The 17,910-nt window shown below is 63.2% G+C and carries 20 protein-coding genes and 1 riboswitch; of the genes, 16 read left to right on the top strand and 4 right to left on the bottom strand.

Annotated elements, in window-relative coordinates; genetic code table 11:
- The first annotated feature begins 88 nt into the window (after window positions 1-88).
- A complete protein-coding gene (locus LB532_RS13525; protein ID WP_140638652.1) occupies window positions 89-694 on the top strand; it encodes a TetR/AcrR family transcriptional regulator in 606 nt (201 codons plus the stop codon).
- Window positions 695-779: 85 nt separating this feature from the next.
- Here the strand turns inward: LB532_RS13525 and bluB are convergent, their stop codons facing one another.
- A complete protein-coding gene (bluB, locus tag LB532_RS13520) occupies window positions 780-1,532 on the bottom strand; it encodes a 5,6-dimethylbenzimidazole synthase (RefSeq protein ID WP_140638653.1) in 753 nt (250 codons plus the stop codon).
- A 48-nt stretch (window positions 1,533-1,580) separates the two neighbouring features.
- A riboswitch (cobalamin riboswitch) is annotated at window positions 1,581-1,761 on the bottom strand.
- A 122-nt stretch (window positions 1,762-1,883) separates the two neighbouring features.
- Between bluB and LB532_RS13515 the strand changes: the two genes are divergently transcribed.
- The 6 genes from LB532_RS13515 to LB532_RS13490 all read left to right on the top strand — a co-directional run bounded on the left by LB532_RS13515 (window position 1,884) and on the right by LB532_RS13490 (window position 6,843).
- Window positions 1,884-2,810 carry a histone deacetylase family protein gene (locus LB532_RS13515; RefSeq protein WP_140638654.1) on the top strand — a complete coding sequence of 309 codons (927 nt, stop codon included), beginning with the start codon at window positions 1,884-1,886 and terminating at the stop codon, window positions 2,808-2,810.
- A gap of 3 nt (window positions 2,811-2,813) precedes the next feature.
- Window positions 2,814-3,065, top strand: coding sequence for an exodeoxyribonuclease VII small subunit (locus tag LB532_RS13510; protein ID WP_140638655.1), 252 nt, complete (start codon window positions 2,814-2,816; stop codon window positions 3,063-3,065).
- Between the two features lie 98 nt (window positions 3,066-3,163).
- Entirely contained in the window at window positions 3,164-3,430 is a 267-nt protein-coding gene (locus LB532_RS13505; protein WP_140551052.1) for a DUF2277 domain-containing protein, read from the top strand.
- Window positions 3,431-3,470: 40 nt separating this feature from the next.
- Window positions 3,471-4,391: a pirin family protein gene (locus tag LB532_RS13500; protein WP_140638656.1), complete on the top strand. Its 921-nt coding sequence runs from the start codon at window positions 3,471-3,473 to the stop codon at window positions 4,389-4,391.
- A gap of 78 nt (window positions 4,392-4,469) precedes the next feature.
- Window positions 4,470-6,407: a 1-deoxy-D-xylulose-5-phosphate synthase gene (dxs, locus tag LB532_RS13495; RefSeq protein ID WP_181169305.1), complete on the top strand. Its 1,938-nt coding sequence runs from the start codon at window positions 4,470-4,472 to the stop codon at window positions 6,405-6,407.
- 148 nt (window positions 6,408-6,555) lie between these two features.
- Window positions 6,556-6,843 (top strand): hypothetical protein, encoded by a 288-nt coding sequence (locus LB532_RS13490; RefSeq protein WP_140638657.1) that lies wholly within the window; start codon window positions 6,556-6,558, stop codon window positions 6,841-6,843.
- Window positions 6,844-6,854: 11 nt separating this feature from the next.
- On the opposite strand, the gene LB532_RS13485 is transcribed toward LB532_RS13490, so the two are convergent.
- On the bottom strand, window positions 6,855-7,256 hold the full coding sequence (locus LB532_RS13485; RefSeq protein WP_140638658.1) for a GFA family protein: 402 nt from the start codon (window positions 7,254-7,256) through the stop codon (window positions 6,855-6,857).
- Between the two features lie 157 nt (window positions 7,257-7,413).
- Between LB532_RS13485 and LB532_RS13480 the strand changes: the two genes are divergently transcribed.
- From LB532_RS13480 to LB532_RS13470, 3 genes are all read left to right on the top strand, one after another.
- A complete protein-coding gene (locus LB532_RS13480; protein WP_140638659.1) occupies window positions 7,414-8,178 on the top strand; it encodes a TlyA family RNA methyltransferase in 765 nt (254 codons plus the stop codon).
- Window positions 8,175-9,410 (top strand): class I SAM-dependent RNA methyltransferase, encoded by a 1,236-nt coding sequence (locus LB532_RS13475; RefSeq protein WP_140638660.1) that lies wholly within the window; start codon window positions 8,175-8,177, stop codon window positions 9,408-9,410. Before LB532_RS13480 ends, LB532_RS13475 begins: the two co-directional genes overlap by 4 nt.
- 151 nt (window positions 9,411-9,561) lie before the next feature.
- The gene (locus LB532_RS13470) at window positions 9,562-9,804 is read left to right on the top strand and encodes a hypothetical protein (protein ID WP_224556883.1); all 243 of its coding nucleotides are present in this window, start codon (window positions 9,562-9,564) and stop codon (window positions 9,802-9,804) included.
- 62 nt (window positions 9,805-9,866) lie between these two features.
- On the opposite strand, the gene tldD is transcribed toward LB532_RS13470, so the two are convergent.
- Entirely contained in the window at window positions 9,867-11,279 is a 1,413-nt protein-coding gene (gene tldD / locus LB532_RS13465) for a metalloprotease TldD (RefSeq protein ID WP_140638661.1), read from the bottom strand.
- A gap of 162 nt (window positions 11,280-11,441) precedes the next feature.
- Window positions 11,442-11,987 (bottom strand): invasion associated locus B family protein, encoded by a 546-nt coding sequence (locus LB532_RS13460; RefSeq protein ID WP_140638662.1) that lies wholly within the window; start codon window positions 11,985-11,987, stop codon window positions 11,442-11,444.
- Window positions 11,988-12,362: 375 nt separating this feature from the next.
- Here LB532_RS13460 and coxB point away from each other — a divergent pair, with 375 nt between their 5' ends.
- From coxB to LB532_RS13430, 6 genes are all read left to right on the top strand, one after another.
- On the top strand, window positions 12,363-13,262 hold the full coding sequence (gene coxB, locus LB532_RS13455) for a cytochrome c oxidase subunit II (protein ID WP_140638663.1): 900 nt from the start codon (window positions 12,363-12,365) through the stop codon (window positions 13,260-13,262).
- A gap of 38 nt (window positions 13,263-13,300) precedes the next feature.
- Window positions 13,301-14,953 carry a cytochrome c oxidase subunit I gene (gene ctaD / locus LB532_RS13450; protein ID WP_140494972.1) on the top strand — a complete coding sequence of 551 codons (1,653 nt, stop codon included), beginning with the start codon at window positions 13,301-13,303 and terminating at the stop codon, window positions 14,951-14,953.
- A gap of 72 nt (window positions 14,954-15,025) precedes the next feature.
- On the top strand, window positions 15,026-15,970 hold the full coding sequence (locus LB532_RS13445; protein WP_140551041.1) for a heme o synthase: 945 nt from the start codon (window positions 15,026-15,028) through the stop codon (window positions 15,968-15,970).
- Window positions 15,971-15,972: 2 nt separating this feature from the next.
- Window positions 15,973-16,134: a hypothetical protein gene (locus LB532_RS13440; RefSeq protein ID WP_140494968.1), complete on the top strand. Its 162-nt coding sequence runs from the start codon at window positions 15,973-15,975 to the stop codon at window positions 16,132-16,134.
- Window positions 16,135-16,142: 8 nt separating this feature from the next.
- Window positions 16,143-16,775 carry a cytochrome c oxidase assembly protein gene (locus LB532_RS13435; RefSeq protein WP_140514826.1) on the top strand — a complete coding sequence of 211 codons (633 nt, stop codon included), beginning with the start codon at window positions 16,143-16,145 and terminating at the stop codon, window positions 16,773-16,775.
- Window position 16,776: 1 nt separating this feature from the next.
- Window positions 16,777-17,655, top strand: coding sequence for a cytochrome c oxidase subunit 3 (locus LB532_RS13430; RefSeq protein ID WP_140638664.1), 879 nt, complete (start codon window positions 16,777-16,779; stop codon window positions 17,653-17,655).
- Window positions 17,656-17,910 lie beyond the last annotated feature (255 nt).

The following is a 17,910-nucleotide window of genomic DNA, read 5'->3' as shown; positions in this document are numbered from 1 at the left end:
TTACATACGATGCGTATGAACACTAGATAGATCATACGCTGCGTATGTCAATTGGCATACGGAACGTATGTGCATAAGGCCAGAAGAAATGCACAAGCCTCGCAAGGAAATGATCGCCGAAACCCGCGCCAAATTGATTGCCGCGGCCCGGCATGCCTTCGGAACGATCGGCTATGCCGAAGCGTCGATGGACGATTTCACCGCATCGGCAGGACTGACGCGCGGTGCGCTCTATCATCATTTCGGCCACAAGAAGGGGCTCTTGCAGGCGGTCATCGCCGAGATCGACGCCGAGATGGCGGCACGGGTGAATGAGGTTGCAGCGAAAGCACCGACCCGCTGGCAAAGCTTCGTCGACGAATGCACGAGCTACATCGAAATGGCGCTGGAGCCGGAAATCCAGCGCATCATGTTCCGGGACGGTCCGGCCGTGCTGGGGGACCCCGCGCAATGGCCGAACGCCAATGCCTGCGTCGCTTCCATGACCGATCATCTGACGATGCTGCAAGGGGACGGGGTGGTGGTCCCAAGCGTCGACCCTGAGACCGCGGCGCGGCTAATCAACGGGGCGAGCAGTCAGGCGGCGCAGCGGATCGCCAATTCGAACGACCCGGAAGCGACATCAAAGACCGTGGTAGCGGCATTCAAGCAACTGCTCGAAGGATTGTTGAGGAAGGATACCGGAGCCGCCTGAAGGCGGATAGCCGAGGTGCTTCCAGGTTCAGATGCTCAGGACAAGGCGCAGGCCGCCGGCAGCGCTGCGCATGCCGTGTCGGCAATCAAATCAAGGGTTTGCCAGATTTTTCCCGTGTTGCCGCCTTGAGGCGGGCGATCGTTGACTTGAGCGGCACTTCGCCCTGTCCGCAAAACGTCTCGCTCATGATCAGCTCGGGCAGCGGCAGTCGTCGACCCCAGCCATGTGTTTCGAGGTCCGGTTTCGGCGCGAACTCGGAGACGCGGCCGACACAGAGATAGGCCACCGGCGTCACATGCTCGGGAATCGACAGAAGGTCTTTCAACGCCTGCGCCTCGATAATGCTGACCCAGCCGACCCCGACCCCTTCGGCGCGTGCCGCCAGCCAGAAATTCTGCACCGCGCAGACCGTGCTGTAGAGATCCATCTCGGGATTGTGCCAGCGTCCCAGCGGTGAACCCTGTGAGCGTCGCCGGTCGCAGGTGATGCAGATATTGAGCGCGCTTTCGCAGATGCCTTCCAGCTTGAGCTTGCGGTAGAGCGCCCGCCGCTCTTCCTCGATAGCGGGCAATTCCTGCTCGCGCGCCGCCAGGAACAGGGCGCGCACCTGTTCCCGTCGTTCGGTGCCACGAATGACGATGAAATTCCATGGCTGCATGAAGCCGACCGATGGCGCGTGATGGGCGGCAAGCAGCAGCCGCGCCAGCACCTCGTCATCGACGGCCTCTGATGTAAAATGGCTGCGGACATCGCGCCGCGTGAACATGGCGCGGTAGACCGCATCGCGCGCCATCTGGTCGAATCCGTCACCCACGGGGATGGTCATCTCGTCCGGCATCGCTTGTCCCCTTGCGATTGCAATCAACTGCCGTCCGCCTGACCATGCGGATGACGATGCCTGCCAGGCCGGTCTTCTGGCTCGGGATCAACCCGCATCCGGCGCCTTCCCGTCATCGACAGTGGCATTTACCGGCGCGGTCCCCCTTACAGCGTTGGGCACGCCACGGTATCAAACCGTGTTCCCGATTCTCCCGCTCGCGGCGGGCACCAGGCAGTGGCCGGGACTTTACGACGAAGCCTCCGCGCCGCCAATCGCCCGCGGCGACGCGAATGGACGCAGGCGCGATTTTCCCCAGCCATCAGGCCGCAACGCATGGCCATCGCCGCGCCGGGGCACTAGATAGGGAGCATGGCCACTCGTCTCTACACCCATCCGATCTTCCTCGAGCACATCACGCCACCCGGCCATCCGGAGCGGCCGGACCGCTTGCGCGCCATCGAGCGCGTGCTCGACGAGGAGGCTTTTGCCGCGCTCGACCGCCTCGAGGCGCCACAAGGCGACGAGGCCACCATTCTCTATGCGCATCCCGGGGATTTCGTCGAGCGGGTACGCGCCGCCATTCCCGAGACGGGCATCGCCCGCATCGATGCCGACACAACGGCCAGCCCGAAGAGCTGGCAAGCGGCGATCACCGCGATCGGCGCCGCCAATGCCGCCGTCGACGACGTCTTTGCCGGCAGGGCAGACAACGTTTTCGTCGCCGCCCGGCCGCCCGGCCATCATGCGGAGAAAGCGACGGCAATGGGCTTCTGCCTGTTCAACACGGCGGCCATCGCCGCACGTTATGCACAGCGCAAACACGATATCGAACGTGTCGCCATCGTCGACTGGGACGTGCATCACGGCAACGGCACGCAGGATATTTTCTGGGACGATCCGTCCGTGCTTTATTGTTCGACCCACCAGATGCCGCTCTACCCGGGCACCGGAGCAAAGAACGAAACCGGCGCCGGCAACATCATCAACGCGCCGCTTGCGCCGCAGACCGGCAGCGAGGCGTTCCGCGACGCCTTCCTGTCGCGCGTGCTGCCCTCGCTCGACAATTTTGCACCCGACCTGATCATTATTTCGGCCGGCTTCGACGCGCATCATCGCGACCCACTGGCCGAGATCAACCTGACCGAGGATGATTTCGACTGGGCCACCGGCCAACTCATGCAGCGCGCGGCGCGCCACAGCGGCAACCGGCTCGTCAGCCTGCTCGAGGGCGGCTACGATCTGCAAGGATTGGCATTTTCGGTCGCCGCCCATGTCGGGCGACTGATGAAAGGATGAATGATGGCTGGTGAAACCAACGAAGACGTCAAGGCGATGAGCTTCGAACAGGCTCTCGACGCGCTGGAGAAGATCGTCGATGATCTGGAGCGTGGCGATGTGCCGCTCGACCAGTCGATCAGGATCTACGAGCGCGGCGAGGCGCTGAAGGTGCATTGCGACCGGCTGCTCAAGGCGGCCGAGGACAAGGTGGAGAAGATCAGGCTGTCCCGCGACGGCAAGCCGATCGGGACGGAGCCGCTGGACGCGGATTGAGGCATGCAGCCGTCTCTCTGGTTTTTGACACGATCATGATTGAGGATAGAACGCGTCCCGATTGAAACGGCTCCAGGACAAGAGGAGATACGGAAGCGATGTGCAGAAACATCAAGACCCTGTTCAATTTTGATCCGCCGGCAACCGATGACGAGGTGCGCGATGCAGCCCTTCAGTTCGTCCGCAAGCTGAGCGGAACGACGCGGCCCTCGAAGCAGAACCAGCATGCCTTCGACCATGCCGTCGAGGCTATCGCGGCGTCGGCGCGCGAGCTTCTCGATTCGCTTGAAACCAACCAGCATCCGCGCAATCGCGAGGAGGTTGCGGCCAAGCTGCGGGCGAAGGCGGCGATCCGCTTTGCCTGATCTGCCCAAAGCAGCCATCGACCGCTGACAAGGAGAGTTCATGAGCTTCTTCCCCGGGAAGGACCCCGAAATAGGCGACGCCTTTGCCAGCGACCAGATCGAATTGATGGTCATTCCGAACGCCAAGGACATTGGCGGTTTTCAGGTTCGCCGTGCCTTGCCGACCGCCAGAAGGCGGCTGGTCGGTCCCTTCATCTTCTTCGACCGCATGGGGCCTGCCATCCTGCGCGCCGGTCAGGCGCTCGACGTCCGGCCGCATCCGCATATCGGCCTGTCGACGGTCACCTACCTGTTCGATGGCAGGATCAGGCATCGCGATTCGCTCGGCACCGAAATGGTGATCGAGCCGGGTGACGTGAACCTGATGACCGCCGGCCGCGGCATCGTCCATTCGGAGCGCACGCCGGAAGAACTGCGTGGCGCGCCGATGTCGGTCTCGGGCCTGCAGACATGGCTGGCGCTGCCGGACGGCAAGGAGGAAGTGGCGCCGGTGTTCGAGAACACCGCTGTCGCGCGGCTTCCCGACATTGACGCGGAAGGCGTCGGTGGCCGCGTCGTCATCGGCGATTTCCAGGGGCTGCGTTCCCCGGTGCGGGCCGATTCCGAGACGCTTTACGCTGACCTCAGGCTGGCGCCGGGCGCCAGCGTCAAAATCCCGGCCGACGCGGAAGAACGCGCCATCTACACGCTGGAAGGCGAGGTCTCGATTTCCGGCGACGTGTTTCCGGCCGAACGGCTGCTGGTGTTCCGGCCCGGCGACGAGATCGTCGTAGCCTCACAGGCCGGTGCCCATTTCATGCTGTTCGGCGGCGCCTCGCTGGGCTCGAAGCGCTACATCTGGTGGAATTTCGTCTCGTCCTCCAAGGAGCGCATCGAACAGGCCAAGCAAGAATGGAAGACCGGCCGCTTCGACATCGTTCCCGGCGATGAGAAAGAGTTCATTCCACTGCCGGAAGGCTGAGGAAATCGACGACAGGGCCGTGCCTTCCGCGTCATTTGACAGGCATTTACTTTCGCCTGACGGCGGCCTATCCCCCGCATGAACAGAAGCCTGGGCCTACCCGTGAACGCAACGCCGCATACGCCGCTTCTCGACAAGGTCCGCATCCCGGCCGAGCTGCGCACGCTTTCCGAAAGCGAATTGCCGCAACTGGCATCGGAGCTTCGCCTCGAACTGATCGACGCGGTGTCGCACACCGGCGGTCATCTCGGCGCCGGGCTTGGCGTTGTCGAACTGACCGTGGCGCTGCATTATGTCTTCAACACGCCCGATGACCGGCTGATCTGGGATGTTGGCCACCAGGCCTATCCGCACAAGATCCTGACCGGGCGCCGCGATCGCATCCGCACCTTGCGCCAGGAGGGCGGCCTCTCCGGCTTCACCCGCCGCACAGAGAGCGAATACGATCCGTTTGGCGCCGCCCACTCCTCGACGTCGATATCGGCCGGCCTGGGCATGGCGGCGGCCCGCGATCTTGCCGGCGGCCGCAACAATGTCATCGCCGTCATCGGCGACGGCGCCATGTCGGCCGGCATGGCCTACGAGGCGATGAACAATGCCGGCGCGCTCGATGCCCGCCTGATCGTCATTCTCAACGACAACGACATGTCGATTGCGCCGCCGACCGGCGCCATGAGCGCCTATCTGGCGCGCCTGGCCTCTGGCAAGGCCTATGTCGGCCTGCGTGACTTCGGCAAGAAACTGACCTCGTATCTTGGCAAGCGTGCCGATCGCGCCATCACCAGGGCCGTCGAGCACGCGCGCGGCTACGTGACCGGCGGCACGCTATTCGAGGAGCTCGGCTTCTACCACATCGGCCCGATCGACGGTCATAATCTGGACCATCTGATCCCGGTGCTGAAAAATGTCCGTGATAATGGCAAGGGCCCGGTGCTGATCCATGTCGTCACCCAGAAGGGCAAGGGCTACGCGCCGGCGGAGGCCGCGGCCGACAAATATCACGGCGTCAACAAGTTCGACGTGATCACCGGCGCGCAGGCCAAGGCTCCGGCCAACGCGCCGGCTTACACCAAGGTGTTCGCCGAAAGCCTGATCCGGGAGGCCCAGGAGGACGAGCGCATCGTCGCCGTCACCGCCGCCATGCCGGGCGGCACCGGGCTTGACCTGTTCGGCGAAGTGTTTCCGGCCAGGACCTTCGATGTAGGCATCGCCGAGCAGCATGCGGTGACGTTCGCGGCCGGCCTCGCCACCGAAGGCTACAAGCCGTTCGCGGCGATCTATTCCACCTTCTTGCAACGTGCCTACGACCAGGTCGTGCACGACGTGGCGATCCAGAAATTGTCGGTGCGCTTCCCGATCGATCGCGCCGGCTTCGTCGGCGCCGACGGCGCCACCCATTGCGGCGCCTTCGACACCACCTTCCTGGCCTCCCTGCCGGGCTTCGTCGTCATGGCGGCGGCCGACGAGGCGGAACTGCGCCACATGGTGCGCACGGCGGCAACCTACGATGACGGCCCGATCGCCTTCCGCTATCCGCGCGGCAATGGCGTCGGCGTCGACATGCCCGATCGCGGCTCGGTGCTCGAAATCGGCAAGGGCCGCATCGTCAGGGAAGGCAGCAAGGTGGCGCTCCTGTCCTTCGGCACGCGCTTGCAGGATTGCTTGGTCGCGGCCGAGGAACTGGGCGCGGCCGGGCTTTCGACCACCGTCGCCGATGCCCGCTTCGCCAAGCCGCTCGATGTGGACCTGATCCGCCGGCTGGCCCGCTCGCATGAGGTTCTGGTCACGGTGGAGGAGGGCGCCATCGGCGGCTTCGCCAGTCACGTTTTGCAGTTCCTCGCCCATGAGGGCCTGCTGGAAAGCGGCCTGAAAGTGCGCCCGCTTGTGCTGCCGGACGTGTTTGCCGACCACGCCAAGCCGGAAAAGATGTATGCCGATGCCGGTCTCGATGCCGCCGGCATCGTCCATACGGTTTTCACCGCCCTCGGGCAGGCGGTCCGCGCCCAGCGCGCCTGAATCAAAGTCTCAAACCTCTGGATCGGTTTGTCGGCTATTTGTAATAACACATTGTTTACGCTGCTGTTTGGCGGTTTGATTACCGTGTCTCTTGGTCATTTTTGAACGGCGCCCTGCTAGATCCGCATCAGGCAGGGAGACAATTGGAATGAGGACGTTTCTGTACGGCACGGCCGTTTTAGCCGTGATGGTCGTACCGGCTGCCGCAGAGACGCGATACGACCGTAATCTCGAAAGGGCGGCCGCGGGTATAGTCGCCGGCAAGATGGGCGATATCAGGGGCGGCTTTTCCTACAAGCAGGTGCCGCAACTGGTGCCGGACGCCGCGCCAGTGCCGGCTGTCCCGGTCGAGCATTCACGTGAGCAGGCGTCAGGCAACGGGGATGACGGCCTGTCTCCCGCCGTCGAGCGCCAGGTGCCGCGCGCCACATTTTAGCCCAGCCATTGCTAAAACCACATGTCGCGCACGCAACGGCCGTCGCGTGGAAGATCGTCATAGGCATCGAGACCGTCGAAATGGTCGATCGGCAGATCGGCGACGGCCTCCGGCGGCGCCAGCCGCACATTGACGGCGATGCGTGTTCGACCGAAAGCATCGGCGCGCAATCCGCGCCAGGCCAGCACGCAGGCACAGGCCGGGCAAAACAGGATTTCCAGCGAAGGCGTGCCCTTTTCGGTGCGCCTGTAGCTTCTCGTCGGCCCCGCGACGCGGATCCGTTCATCGACATAGTCGTAGGCCCAGAGCACGCCGTAGCGGCGACAAAGCGTGCAGTTGCAGGCTGTGATCGACCCAGGATCGCCTTCCAGCGTCCAGTGCGTCGCGCCACAGTGACAGGTTCCGGTCAGCACTTTCGACTTCCCCGTATAGACAGCAACCCCATTGTGCCGGCCCGCCGCGACGCTCGCAAGCCGCGTAGCGGCCTGACGCCCCCCATGCTTGCGATGATGTTTCTTGTTCCCCGCCCAATGTCCTTGCCTTCGCAGCGCGCATTCGCCATGAAGGCCGATGAACTCGCCCCTGCCAGCCAGCACCCGCCAGCGGCTCGACGACCTGCTCGTCCAGCGCGGGCTGTTTGCCAGCCGCTCACGTGCCCGCGACGCCGTCGAGCGCGGCACGGTGACGGTCGATGGCGCCATTGCCCGCAAGCCTGGTCAGAACGTTTCTCCGCAATGCCTTGTTGTCGTCGATGATCCGGCCCAGGGCTATGTCTCGCGCGCGGCGTTGAAACTGATCGCCGGGCTCGACCATTTCGGCCTCGACCCTGCCGGCCGCGAGGCGCTCGATATCGGCGCCTCGACCGGCGGATTCACCCAAGTGCTGCTCGAACGCGGCGCGACCCATGTCACGGCGATCGATGTCGGTCACGGCCAGATGCATCCCGATATCGGCAATGACGCGCGCGTGACGGTCATCGAAGGGCTGAACGCCCGCGATCTCTCGGCCGCCGATCTTGGCGGCCGCGATCCGCACTTCGTCGTCTCCGACGTCAGTTTCATTTCCCTGAAGCTGGCATTGCCGCCCGCGCTCGCCGTTGCGAAGCCTGGTGCCGCCGCGGTCTTTCTGGTCAAGCCGCAATTTGAAGCAGGCCGCGAAGCGATCGGCAAGGGCGGTTTGCTGAAAGATTCCCGTGGCGTCGCCGACGTGGCGCATCTGCTCAGAGACTGGCTGGACGCCGTTCCAGGCTGGCGCGCGCTCGGCCTGCATCCGTCGCCGATCGAAGGGAGCGACGGCAATCGCGAATTCCTGCTCGGCGGGGTCAAGGACCGATGAGCGCACGCTTCACCATCGGCAAGCTCGGCGCGCAGGGTGACGGCGTCGCCGAGACCGAGACCGGAGAGGTCTTCATCCCGTTCACGCTGCCGGGCGAAACCGTCACCGCCGCGCGCGAAAGGGATCGCGCCGCGCTGATGGCGCTGATCGAGGCCTCGCCCCTGCGCATCGAACCCGCCTGCCGCCATTTCGGCGAGTGCGGCGGCTGCGCCCTCCAGCATCTGGAGGCGCAAGCCTATCAGCAGTGGAAGCGCGAGAAGGTCGTGCATGCGCTGAGGGGCATCGATTGCGAAATAGGCGGTCTGGTTGCCTGCGCGCCGCACACGCGCCGCCGCGTCGTGCTCGCCGCCAGGCGCACCGAAACAGGCATGCTGCTCGGCTTCAACCGCCATCTGTCGCCGGAAACCATTTCCATCTCCGAATGCCCGATCTCGCTGCCCGGGATCGTCGGCGCGCTCGACGGCTTGAGGGCGCTCGCCGAATTGATCTGCGCCACCCCGAAATCGTTCCGGATGGCGGTCACCGTGACGGGTTCCGGCCTCGACGTGGCGGTGCATGAATCGGGCAAGCTCGGCGAAAACCAGCGACGCGTCGCTTCCAATTTTGTCATTGCGCAGGGCTTTGCCAGACTGTCCATCGATGACGAGATCATCATCGAGCCGAAGAAGCCTGTCGTCATGTTCGGCAGCGTTGCCGTCGCGGTGCCGCCGGGCGCCTTCCTGCAGGCAACGGAGGCAGCCGAACGGACCATGGCCGATATCGTCGGCGGACATTTGAAACGTGCCAAAAAAATTGCCGATCTCTTCGCCGGCTGCGGCAGCTTCGCCCTGCGGTTGGCCGCGAGATCGGAAGTGCATGCGGTGGAAGGCGATGCGGCCGCGCTTTCGGCGCTCGATCGGGGTTCACGCTTCGCCACCGGCCTGAAACGCGTGACCGGCGAGCGCCGAGATCTGTTCCGCCGTCCGCTGACGTTCAAGGAGTTGAACGCCTTTGATGGCGTTGTCTTCGATCCGCCCCGCGCGGGCGCCGAGGATCAGTCGAAGCAGATCGCCCGCTCGGATGTTCCATTCGTTGCCGCGGTCTCCTGCAACCCGGTGACGCTCGCGCGGGATTTGCGCATCCTCATCGACGGCGGCTACGCGGTGAAAAGCGTGACGCCGATCGACCAGTTTCTGTGGTCGCCCCATGTCGAGGCTGTTGCCTTGCTGGAGAAGCCGCGGAAAAGACGCTAGGCGCTTAGCCCTGCTCAGCGAGACTGGCTGCGTCATGCAGTCTGCCCCCGAAATCCCGGCCAGGTTTATCGCTAAAGTTGTGGATCATCGCCACTGCAGTTGAATCTGCCCTCGAAAAAAGGCATAATCCAAATTGGGATAGGGGGAGAAGATGATTTCATCGGGACTTGTTGCCGAGATTTTTGGCTCGGCTCTCATCATGGCGCTCACCGGTGCGGTGCTCGCTTGGATCTTGAGAAAATTCACGCGTATGGGGCTGGTGCCATCCTATGCGCTTGGCGTCGCGGTCATGACGTTTGTCGGCGCTGCGCTCTATGTCTCCGGCCACGATGCAACCGTCGACTACCTGAGTGCAGGACCCAGTACGCGATCGGTGGCGTTGTCGGTTTCCTGATCCTGTACGCTACGTCGCGCCGGTCTGTGAGCAAGACCTAGCAGACTGCCCACGAGGCGGCTTCAAACCCGGGTGCCGCCGACCGTCATCTGGTCCATCCTGAGGTGCGGCTGGCCGACGCCGACCGGCACGCCCTGTCCGGCCTTGCCGCACATGCCGATGCCATTGTCGAGCTTCATGTCGTTGCCGATCATCGAAACGCGGTGCATGGCGTCGGGTCCGTTGCCGATCAGCATGGCGCCCTTGATCGGCTGCGTCACCTTGCCGTTCTCGATCATATAGGCTTCGGTGCAGCCGAACACGAATTTTCCCGACGTGATGTCGACCTGGCCGCCGCCGAAGGAGACGGCATAGATGCCGTTCCTGACCGAGGCGATGATCTCGTCCGGCTCCATGTCCCCCGATGTCATGTAGGTGTTGGTCATGCGCGGCATCGGCTGGTGCGCGTAGCCCTCGCGCCTTCCGTTGCCGGTGGCTCGCATGCCCATCAGCCGGGCGTTCTGGCGGTCCTGCATGTAACCGACCAGCTTGCCGTCCTCGATCAGCACGTTGCGCGCCGAAGGCGTGCCTTCATCGTCGACGGTGAGCGACCCGCGTCGTTCCGCGATCGTGCCGTCATCGACGACGGTGACGCCCTTTGCCGCCACCTGCTGGCCCATCAGTCCGGCGAAAGCTGAAGTTTTCTTGCGGTTGAAGTCGCCTTCCAGCCCGTGGCCGACGGCTTCGTGCAGCATGACGCCGGGCCAGCCGCTGGAGAGCACGATGTCGAAAGTGCCGGCCGGCGCCGGTACGGCTTCGAGATTGACCAGCGCCTGACGCAGCGCCTCCTTGGCGGCATGCTTCCAGCTGTCCTCGACGAGGAAGTCACCGAACGCCTTGCGTCCGCCCATGCCGTAGGAGCCGCTTTCCTGGCGGTCGCCGTCGCCGACCACCACGGACACGTTCACCCTGACCAGCGGCCGGATGTCACGCACCACCTGCCCGTCGGCACGCACGATCTCGACATGCTGCCATGACGAGGTCAGCGATGCCGAGACCTGGCGCACGCGCGGATCCTCGGCACGCAGCCAAGCGTCGATTTCCTGCAACAGCTTCGCCTTGGCCTCGAAGGAAGGCGAGGGGATCGGGTTCTCATCGCCATAGAGATGGCGGTTGGTGCGGGCGGGCGCGGCGGCAAGCGTTCCGGAATAGCCGCCCTTGACGGTCGAGACGGCGTCAGCCGCGCGTCGCAGCGAGGCCTCGGACAGGTCGCTGGAGTGGGCATAGCCACTGGCTTCGCCGGCAACCGCGCGCAGGCCGAAACCCTGGTCGGTGTTGAAATTGGCTGTCTTCAGCCGACCGTTGTCGAACATCAGCGCTTCGCTCTCGCTGTATTCGACGAACAACTCGCCATCGTCGGCGCCGTTGATGGTCTCTGCGACGATCTCCTTGACGCGATCGTCGGAAATATCGAATTGGCCGATAAGACTGTTCATGGCGTATGTCCGTGGATGAATGGTTATATCCGGGATGTAGGCGCGAAGCCGCGCCCAGACAATCGCCAATCGTCATGCAAATGCCGGGCGCCGGCACCCCGTCTATCCCAGGTCCGGAAAACCTGTCGCTGATCGCCAGATCCAGGGTCGAGGCGCGGGAGTCTACGGCAGGGCCGCAAATCCGTCGGCAAAACCCTTGAGGTCCACCGGGATGCCGATGCCTTCTTCCGGCGTCTGGAAGACGATGAAGGTGGCTGACGTGCCGGTCTTCAGCGTATCGAGCAGCGGCTTCTCGAGAATGACCTCGGCGTAGCAGCCGTCCTGGAAGCAGCGCACGAAATAGGCGCGGCCGATATCCTTGCCGTCGACATTGAGGCCGAGCCCGTTGGGCAAGAGCACGCCGAGCGGCGCCAGCACACGCAGGATCTCCGCCTTGTTGTCGGCGGTGCGCAGCACCACGACCGACAGCCCCATCTCGGGACGGTCCTCGGCGACGACGTTCTGCATCATCACGCATTGCTCTGATGTGGCGCCGGCCGGCGTGTCGCAGATGATCGACCACGCGCCATGCGTCGAGCGCACCGTGCCGCTCGGCTGGGCCGCGTTGGCCTGGCCGGCGGCCGACAAGCCGGCGACGGACAAGGCGGTGAGAAAGATGACCTTCGCCAAGGGGCTCGAAAGCCCAAATCCCGACAGCCAAGAGTTCATGACGGCTCCATTGCGAATCACGGCACTTTAAGCCGCGCCAAAGCCAAGTAAAGGACGAGACAGCGGCCGAGTCGCCACGAAAGTGCCAATGCGGCGCTTTTCCTAGCCAATTTCGCCCGAATTACGACGCCAGACGCGCCGGCCGGCAGGAAGCAGCCGATCCGTCGAACATAGTCGATTCGCCATGGCGGCCGCCGCCTTCAAAGATGCATTCCGGCTTGCGCGCAAAAATGCCGCACGGTTTCCTCCGCTCCTTTCTTGCGGAGGGAAAAAGAGTATGGTTTGAACCAGCTTGAGACAGTCGGGATTCCCGTCCCGGCATTGTTCGTTATTCTCGTGGACACAGCCGCGAGGAACTGGGAGACGAAGAGGGCGATGAGAAATTTCCTGGCAAACGCCAAGTTTCCAGCAAGTGCCAAGTTCCTAAGCGCTTGTGCCGTTACCACGTTTTTCGCCGGCACGGCCGCCCATGCCGATCAGCCTGTCGAGTGGGAGACGACCTTCCAGGCGCCGGCAACCGACATGATGCGCCAGATCGAGTGGTTCGGAAACTACACGATGTGGTTCATCATCCCGATCACCGCCCTGGTATTGCTGCTTCTGATCTACTGCATCGTGAAATTCCGCGCGAGCGCCAACCCGGTTCCGTCCAAGACCAGCCACAACACGCTGATCGAGGTGATCTGGACTGTCGGCCCCGTCGTCGTCCTGCTCTGCCTCGCCATCCCCTCGTTCCAGCTGTTGACCGCGCAGTACACGCCGCCGGAGGAAGCCAAGCTCACCGTCAAGGCGACGGGCAACCAGTGGAACTGGGATTACGAATACCAGACCGACAACACGCTCTCGTTCAACTCGGCGATCCTCCAGGATGGCGACCGTGCCGCCGCAGGCAAGGAGGATCGCAAGGTCTATCCGCGCCTGCTTGCCGTCGACAACGAGATGGTAGTGCCCGTCCACACGATGACCCGGGTGCTCGTCACCGCGACCGACGTGATCCATTCCTTCGCCATGCCGTCCTTCGGCATCAAGATCGATGCCATTCCCGGCCGCACCAACGAGACCTGGTTCAAGGCGGAGAAGGAAGGCCTCTATTACGGCCAGTGCTCGCAGCTTTGCGGCAAGGACCATGCCTTCATGCCGATCGCCATCCGCGTCGTCTCCGACGCGCAGTTCAAGACCTGGCTGGCTGCGGCCAAGACCGATCTGCCCGGCGCCAACAAGACGTTGATGGCCGAGGTCGATGGCCAGAACAAGGTAGCGGCCGCCGGCAACTGATGCCGCGGGTTAGCAAGATTTAGGGAACGGAGCGGAACATGGCAGACGCTGCAGCTCACGACGGGCACGACCACAAGCCTTATCATGGTTGGGTGCGCTGGGTTTATTCGACCAACCACAAGGACATCGGTACGCTCTACCTGATCTTCGCGATCATGGCCGGCATCATCGGCGGCGCGCTGTCGGTCGCCATCCGCATGGAGTTGCAGGAGCCTGGCATCCAGATCTTCAGCGGTCTGGCGCAGATGGTCTACGGCATGAACGGTGACGCCGCGATCGACGGCGGCAAGAGCATGTATAACGCCTTCGCCACGGCGCACGCGCTGATCATGATCTTCTTCATGGTCATGCCGGCCCTGATCGGCGGTTTTGCCAACTGGATGGTGCCGATCATGATCGGCGCCCCGGACATGGCGTTCCCGCGCATGAACAACATCTCGTTCTGGCTGCTGCCGCCGGCTTTCATCCTGCTGCTTATCTCGATGTTCGTGCCGAGCGCGCCCGGCGCCTACGGCGTCGGCGGCGGCTGGACGCTCTATCCGCCGCTTTCGACCTCCGGTCAGCCCGGTCCGGCCATGGATCTGGCGATCCTGTCGATCCACATCGCCGGCGCGTCCTCGATCCTGGGCGCCATCAACTTCATCACCACCATCTTCAACATGCGCGCGCCAGGCATGACGCTGCACAAGATGCCGCTGTTTGCCTGGTCGGTGCTGGTCACCGCATTCCTGCTGCTGTTGTCGCTTCCGGTTCTTGCCGGCGGCATCACCATGCTGCTTACCGACCGCAATTTCGGCACGACCTTTTTCGCTCCCGATGGCGGCGGCGATCCGCTGCTGTTCCAGCACCTGTTCTGGTTCTTCGGCCATCCGGAAGTGTATATTCTGATCCTGCCGGGCTTCGGCATCATCAGCCATATCGTCTCGACCTTCTCGCGCAAGCCGGTGTTCGGCTACCTCGGCATGGCCTACGCCATGGTCGCGATCGGCGCGGTCGGCTTCATCGTCTGGGCGCACCATATGTACACGACCGGCCTGTCGCTCGACACGCAGCGCTACTTCGTCTTCGCCACCATGGTCATCGCGGTGCCGACGGGCGTGAAGATCTTCTCCTGGATCGCGACGATGTGGGGCGGATCGATATCGTTCAAGCCGCCGATGCTGTGGGCGCTGGGCTTCATCTTCCTGTTCACGATCGGTGGCGTCACCGGGGTTCAGCTGGCCAATGCCGGTCTCGACCGGTCGCTGCACGACACCTATTTCGTGATCGCGCACTTCCATTACGTGCTGTCGCTGGGGGCGGTGTTCGCCATCTTCGCCGGCTGGTACTACTGGTTCCCGAAGATGACCGGCTACATGTATTCGCCTGTCATCGCCAACACCCATTTCTGGGTCATGTTCGTCGGCGTCAACCTTGTCTTCTTCCCGCAGCACTTCCTCGGCCTTGCCGGCATGCCGCGCCGCACCATCGATTATCCGGACGCGTTTGCGGGCTGGAACATGGTGTCGTCCTACGGTTCGTATATTTCGGCCGTCGGCGTGGTGATCTTCCTCTATGGCGTGTTCGAAGCCTTCCAGAAGAAGCGGATCGCTGGCGCCAATCCATGGGGCGAGGGAGCAACGACGCTGGAATGGCAGCTGCCTTCGCCGCCGCCGTTCCACCAGTGGGAGCAGCTGCCGAAGATCAAATAAGGCGGCAGCCCGGAATCGAAACCGCCGGCCTGCCGGCGGTTTCGGCCAAACGGAATATGGATTTGAGTACGCATGGCCCTTGTCGACGAAACCAGCATTGACGAAGCGGGCTTCCGCATGTCGGAAGCGACGGCGGGTGATTTCTTCGCCCTCCTGAAGCCGCGCGTCATGTCGCTGGTGGTTTTCACCGCCTTTGTCGGACTGGTCGCGGCGCCGGTGACCATCAATCCGCTGCTGGCGGTGATCGCGATCCTGGCTATTGCCATCGGGGCTGGTGCCTCCGGCGCGCTCAACATGTGGTACGATGCCGATATCGACGCGGTGATGACACGCACTGCCACCCGCCCCGTGCCGGCCGGCCGCATCCAGCCCCACGAGGCGTTGAGCTTTGGGTTGGTGCTTTCGGTTTTGTCGGTGATGACGCTCGGCGTGCTGGTCAACTGGCTGTCGGCGGCGCTGCTGGCCTTCACCATCTTCTTCTATGCCGTCGTCTACACGATGTGGCTGAAGCGCTGGACGCCGCAGAACATCGTCATTGGCGGTGCCGCCGGCGCCATCCCGCCCGTGATCGGCTGGGCCGCGGTGACCGGCACGGTCAGCCTGGAGAGCGTCGTCCTGTTCCTCATCATCTTCCTCTGGACGCCGCCGCATTTCTGGGCGCTGGCGCTGTTCAAGTCGCAGGATTATGAACGCGCCGGCATCCCGATGATGCCCAATGTCGCCGGCCCGGCGTCGACCCGCCGCCAGATCTTCGCCTATGCTCTGGTGCTGGCCCCGGTCGGTGTGCTGCCGTGGCTGCTTGGCTACACCACGCCGTTCTATGGCGTGGCTGCCCTGCTGCTCGGGCTCGGCTTTGTCTGGTATGCGTGGAAAGTGCTTGGCATGGCCGATGACGATCGCGCGATGAAGCCAGCCAAGGCGTTGTTCGGCTATTCGCTGCTCTATCTCTTCGCCATCTTCGCCGTCTATCTCGCCGACAGCGTCGTCGAACGTGCACTCGCGGTGGGTGGAGCATGAGCATGATCGAAGACAAGCTCGAAACGGTCACCTTGACCGAACGCCAGCGGAAGGCCCGGCGCAACCGCTCGGTCGCCATCGGCGTAGCCTTGGCCGTGCTGGTCGTTATCTTCTATATCGCGACGATCGTGAAGTTCGGTCATAACCTCTCTGGCACGATGTGAGGCGGGAGATGGGTGTCGACACGAGCGCCAAACCGGCCGGGCACAACAGCAACCGCCTTGTGGCGGCCGTCTGCCTTGCCTTCTTCACCGGCATGATCGGCATGGCCTATGCCGCGGTGCCGCTGTACAAGATGTTCTGCCAGGCGACAGGCTATGGCGGCACGACGCAACGCGTCGAGAAGCAGTATGCCGGCCGCGTGCTCGATCGCGAGATCACCGTTCGCTTCGACGCCAATATCGCCGGCGTGCCGTGGGATTTCCAGCCGGTCCAGCGCTCGATGACCATGAAGATCGGCGAGACGGTGCAGGCGCACTATCAGGCGACCAACAAGTTCGATCGCCCTATCACCGGCCGCGCCACCTTCAATGTCCAGCCTGAACTGGCGGGGCCCTATTTCAACAAGGTCGAATGCTTCTGCTTCACCGACACGACGCTGAAGCCTGGCGAAACGCTTGACATGCCGGTCCTGTTCTACGTGGACCCCGATATCGTCAACGTGCCGGAACTGAAGGACGTGAAGACGATCACCCTGTCCTACACGATGTTCCCGGTCGAGAAGAACAAGCCGGTCGCATCGTCGGAGCCGGTCCAGGGCAACAGCAAGACAATTTCAAATACCGAAGGAAATCTCGGGGGTTGATATGGCAGACGCGCACGCAAAACATCACGACTATCATCTTGTCGACCCGAGCCCGTGGCCTTTCCTCGGATCGATAGGGGCGCTCGTCACCGCCTTTGGCGGCGTTTGCCTCATGGAATATCTGAAGGGCGGCTCGTTCCCGATCTTCGGCTTCAACATCGCCAATCCGTGGCTGTTCTTCATCGGCCTCGCGATCGTCCTCTACACCATGTTCGCCTGGTGGTCGGACACGATCAAGGAAGCGCATGAGGGCCATCACACGCGGGTCGTGTCGTTGCATCTGCGCTATGGCATGATCATGTTCATCGCCTCCGAGGTGATGTTCTTCGTCGCCTGGTTCTGGGCCTATTTCGATGCCAGCCTGTTTCCGAGCGAGGCCCAGCAATATGCCCGCACCGCGTTCACCGGCGGCGTCTGGCCGCCGAAGGGCATGGAGGTTCTCGATCCTTTCCATCTGCCGCTCTACAACACCGTGATCCTGCTGTTGTCCGGCACCACGGTCACCTGGGCGCACCACTCCCTAATCCACGGCGATCGCAAGGGCCTGATCAACGGCTTGGTGCTGACCGTCGGCCTCGGCATGCTGTTCACCATGGTGCAGGCCTACGAGTACATGCACGCTCCGTTCGCTTTCAAGGATTCCATCTACGGCGCCACCTTCTTCATGGCGACCGGATTCCACGGCTTCCATGTCATCATCGGCACCATCTTTCTGCTGGTTTGCCTGATCCGGGCCATGAAAGGCGATTTCACGCCCAAGCAGCATTTCGGTTTCGAGGCTGCCGCGTGGTACTGGCATTTCGTCGACGTGGTCTGGCTGTTCCTGTTCGCCTCGATCTACGTCTGGGGATCGGTCGGCGCGGTGATCGAAGCCCACTGATACCGGTCTGATGACTTTGAAGGGGCGGCTGCGGCGACGTGGCCGCCTTCTTCTTTTCGGCGCAACGCAATCCGGTCGGTTGCGAAGGCGCGCAGCGTCGACGCCGGCGGCATGATCATGATCACGGCCAGCCGAACGGATTCGGCGGCTGCTTCAATTGGTCGACTGGACCGACGGCGGCATTGCCGTTACGGACTCCGACATGGACGAAGCCTGGGCAGCGGTGGTCGATGGGGCACCCATCGGGATTGAGCG

The organism is Mesorhizobium sp. ESP-6-2, assembly GCF_020164675.1.
In the GTDB taxonomy this organism is placed as follows: Bacteria; Pseudomonadota; Alphaproteobacteria; order Rhizobiales; family Rhizobiaceae; genus Mesorhizobium.
This window is presented reverse-complemented; position numbering and strand designations above follow the sequence as displayed.

What these genes read in the sequence shown, in the direction of transcription:
- LB532_RS13435 (WP_140514826.1), top strand. Translation starts at nt 16,143, where the DNA reads ATGGGTGTCGACACGAGCGCCAAACCGGCCGGGCACAACAGCAACCGC.
- LB532_RS13475 (WP_140638660.1), top strand. Translation starts at nt 8,175, where the DNA reads ATGAGCGCACGCTTCACCATCGGCAAGCTCGGCGCGCAGGGTGACGGC.
- tldD (WP_140638661.1), bottom strand. Translation starts at nt 11,279, where the DNA reads ATGAACAGTCTTATCGGCCAATTCGATATTTCCGACGATCGCGTCAAG.
- coxB (WP_140638663.1), top strand. Translation starts at nt 12,363, where the DNA reads ATGAGAAATTTCCTGGCAAACGCCAAGTTTCCAGCAAGTGCCAAGTTC.
- LB532_RS13500 (WP_140638656.1), top strand. Translation starts at nt 3,471, where the DNA reads ATGAGCTTCTTCCCCGGGAAGGACCCCGAAATAGGCGACGCCTTTGCC.
- LB532_RS13440 (WP_140494968.1), top strand. Translation starts at nt 15,973, where the DNA reads ATGATCGAAGACAAGCTCGAAACGGTCACCTTGACCGAACGCCAGCGG.
- dxs (WP_181169305.1), top strand. Translation starts at nt 4,470, where the DNA reads ATGAACAGAAGCCTGGGCCTACCCGTGAACGCAACGCCGCATACGCCG.
- LB532_RS13445 (WP_140551041.1), top strand. Translation starts at nt 15,026, where the DNA reads ATGGCCCTTGTCGACGAAACCAGCATTGACGAAGCGGGCTTCCGCATG.
- LB532_RS13515 (WP_140638654.1), top strand. Translation starts at nt 1,884, where the DNA reads ATGGCCACTCGTCTCTACACCCATCCGATCTTCCTCGAGCACATCACG.
- LB532_RS13470 (WP_224556883.1), top strand. Translation starts at nt 9,562, where the DNA reads ATGATTTCATCGGGACTTGTTGCCGAGATTTTTGGCTCGGCTCTCATC.
- ctaD (WP_140494972.1), top strand. Translation starts at nt 13,301, where the DNA reads ATGGCAGACGCTGCAGCTCACGACGGGCACGACCACAAGCCTTATCAT.
- LB532_RS13430 (WP_140638664.1), top strand. Translation starts at nt 16,777, where the DNA reads ATGGCAGACGCGCACGCAAAACATCACGACTATCATCTTGTCGACCCG.
- LB532_RS13505 (WP_140551052.1), top strand. Translation starts at nt 3,164, where the DNA reads ATGTGCAGAAACATCAAGACCCTGTTCAATTTTGATCCGCCGGCAACC.
- LB532_RS13525 (WP_140638652.1), top strand. Translation starts at nt 89, where the DNA reads ATGCACAAGCCTCGCAAGGAAATGATCGCCGAAACCCGCGCCAAATTG.
- LB532_RS13480 (WP_140638659.1), top strand. Translation starts at nt 7,414, where the DNA reads ATGAACTCGCCCCTGCCAGCCAGCACCCGCCAGCGGCTCGACGACCTG.
- LB532_RS13510 (WP_140638655.1), top strand. Translation starts at nt 2,814, where the DNA reads ATGGCTGGTGAAACCAACGAAGACGTCAAGGCGATGAGCTTCGAACAG.
- LB532_RS13460 (WP_140638662.1), bottom strand. Translation starts at nt 11,987, where the DNA reads ATGAACTCTTGGCTGTCGGGATTTGGGCTTTCGAGCCCCTTGGCGAAG.
- LB532_RS13490 (WP_140638657.1), top strand. Translation starts at nt 6,556, where the DNA reads ATGAGGACGTTTCTGTACGGCACGGCCGTTTTAGCCGTGATGGTCGTA.
- bluB (WP_140638653.1), bottom strand. Translation starts at nt 1,532, where the DNA reads ATGCCGGACGAGATGACCATCCCCGTGGGTGACGGATTCGACCAGATG.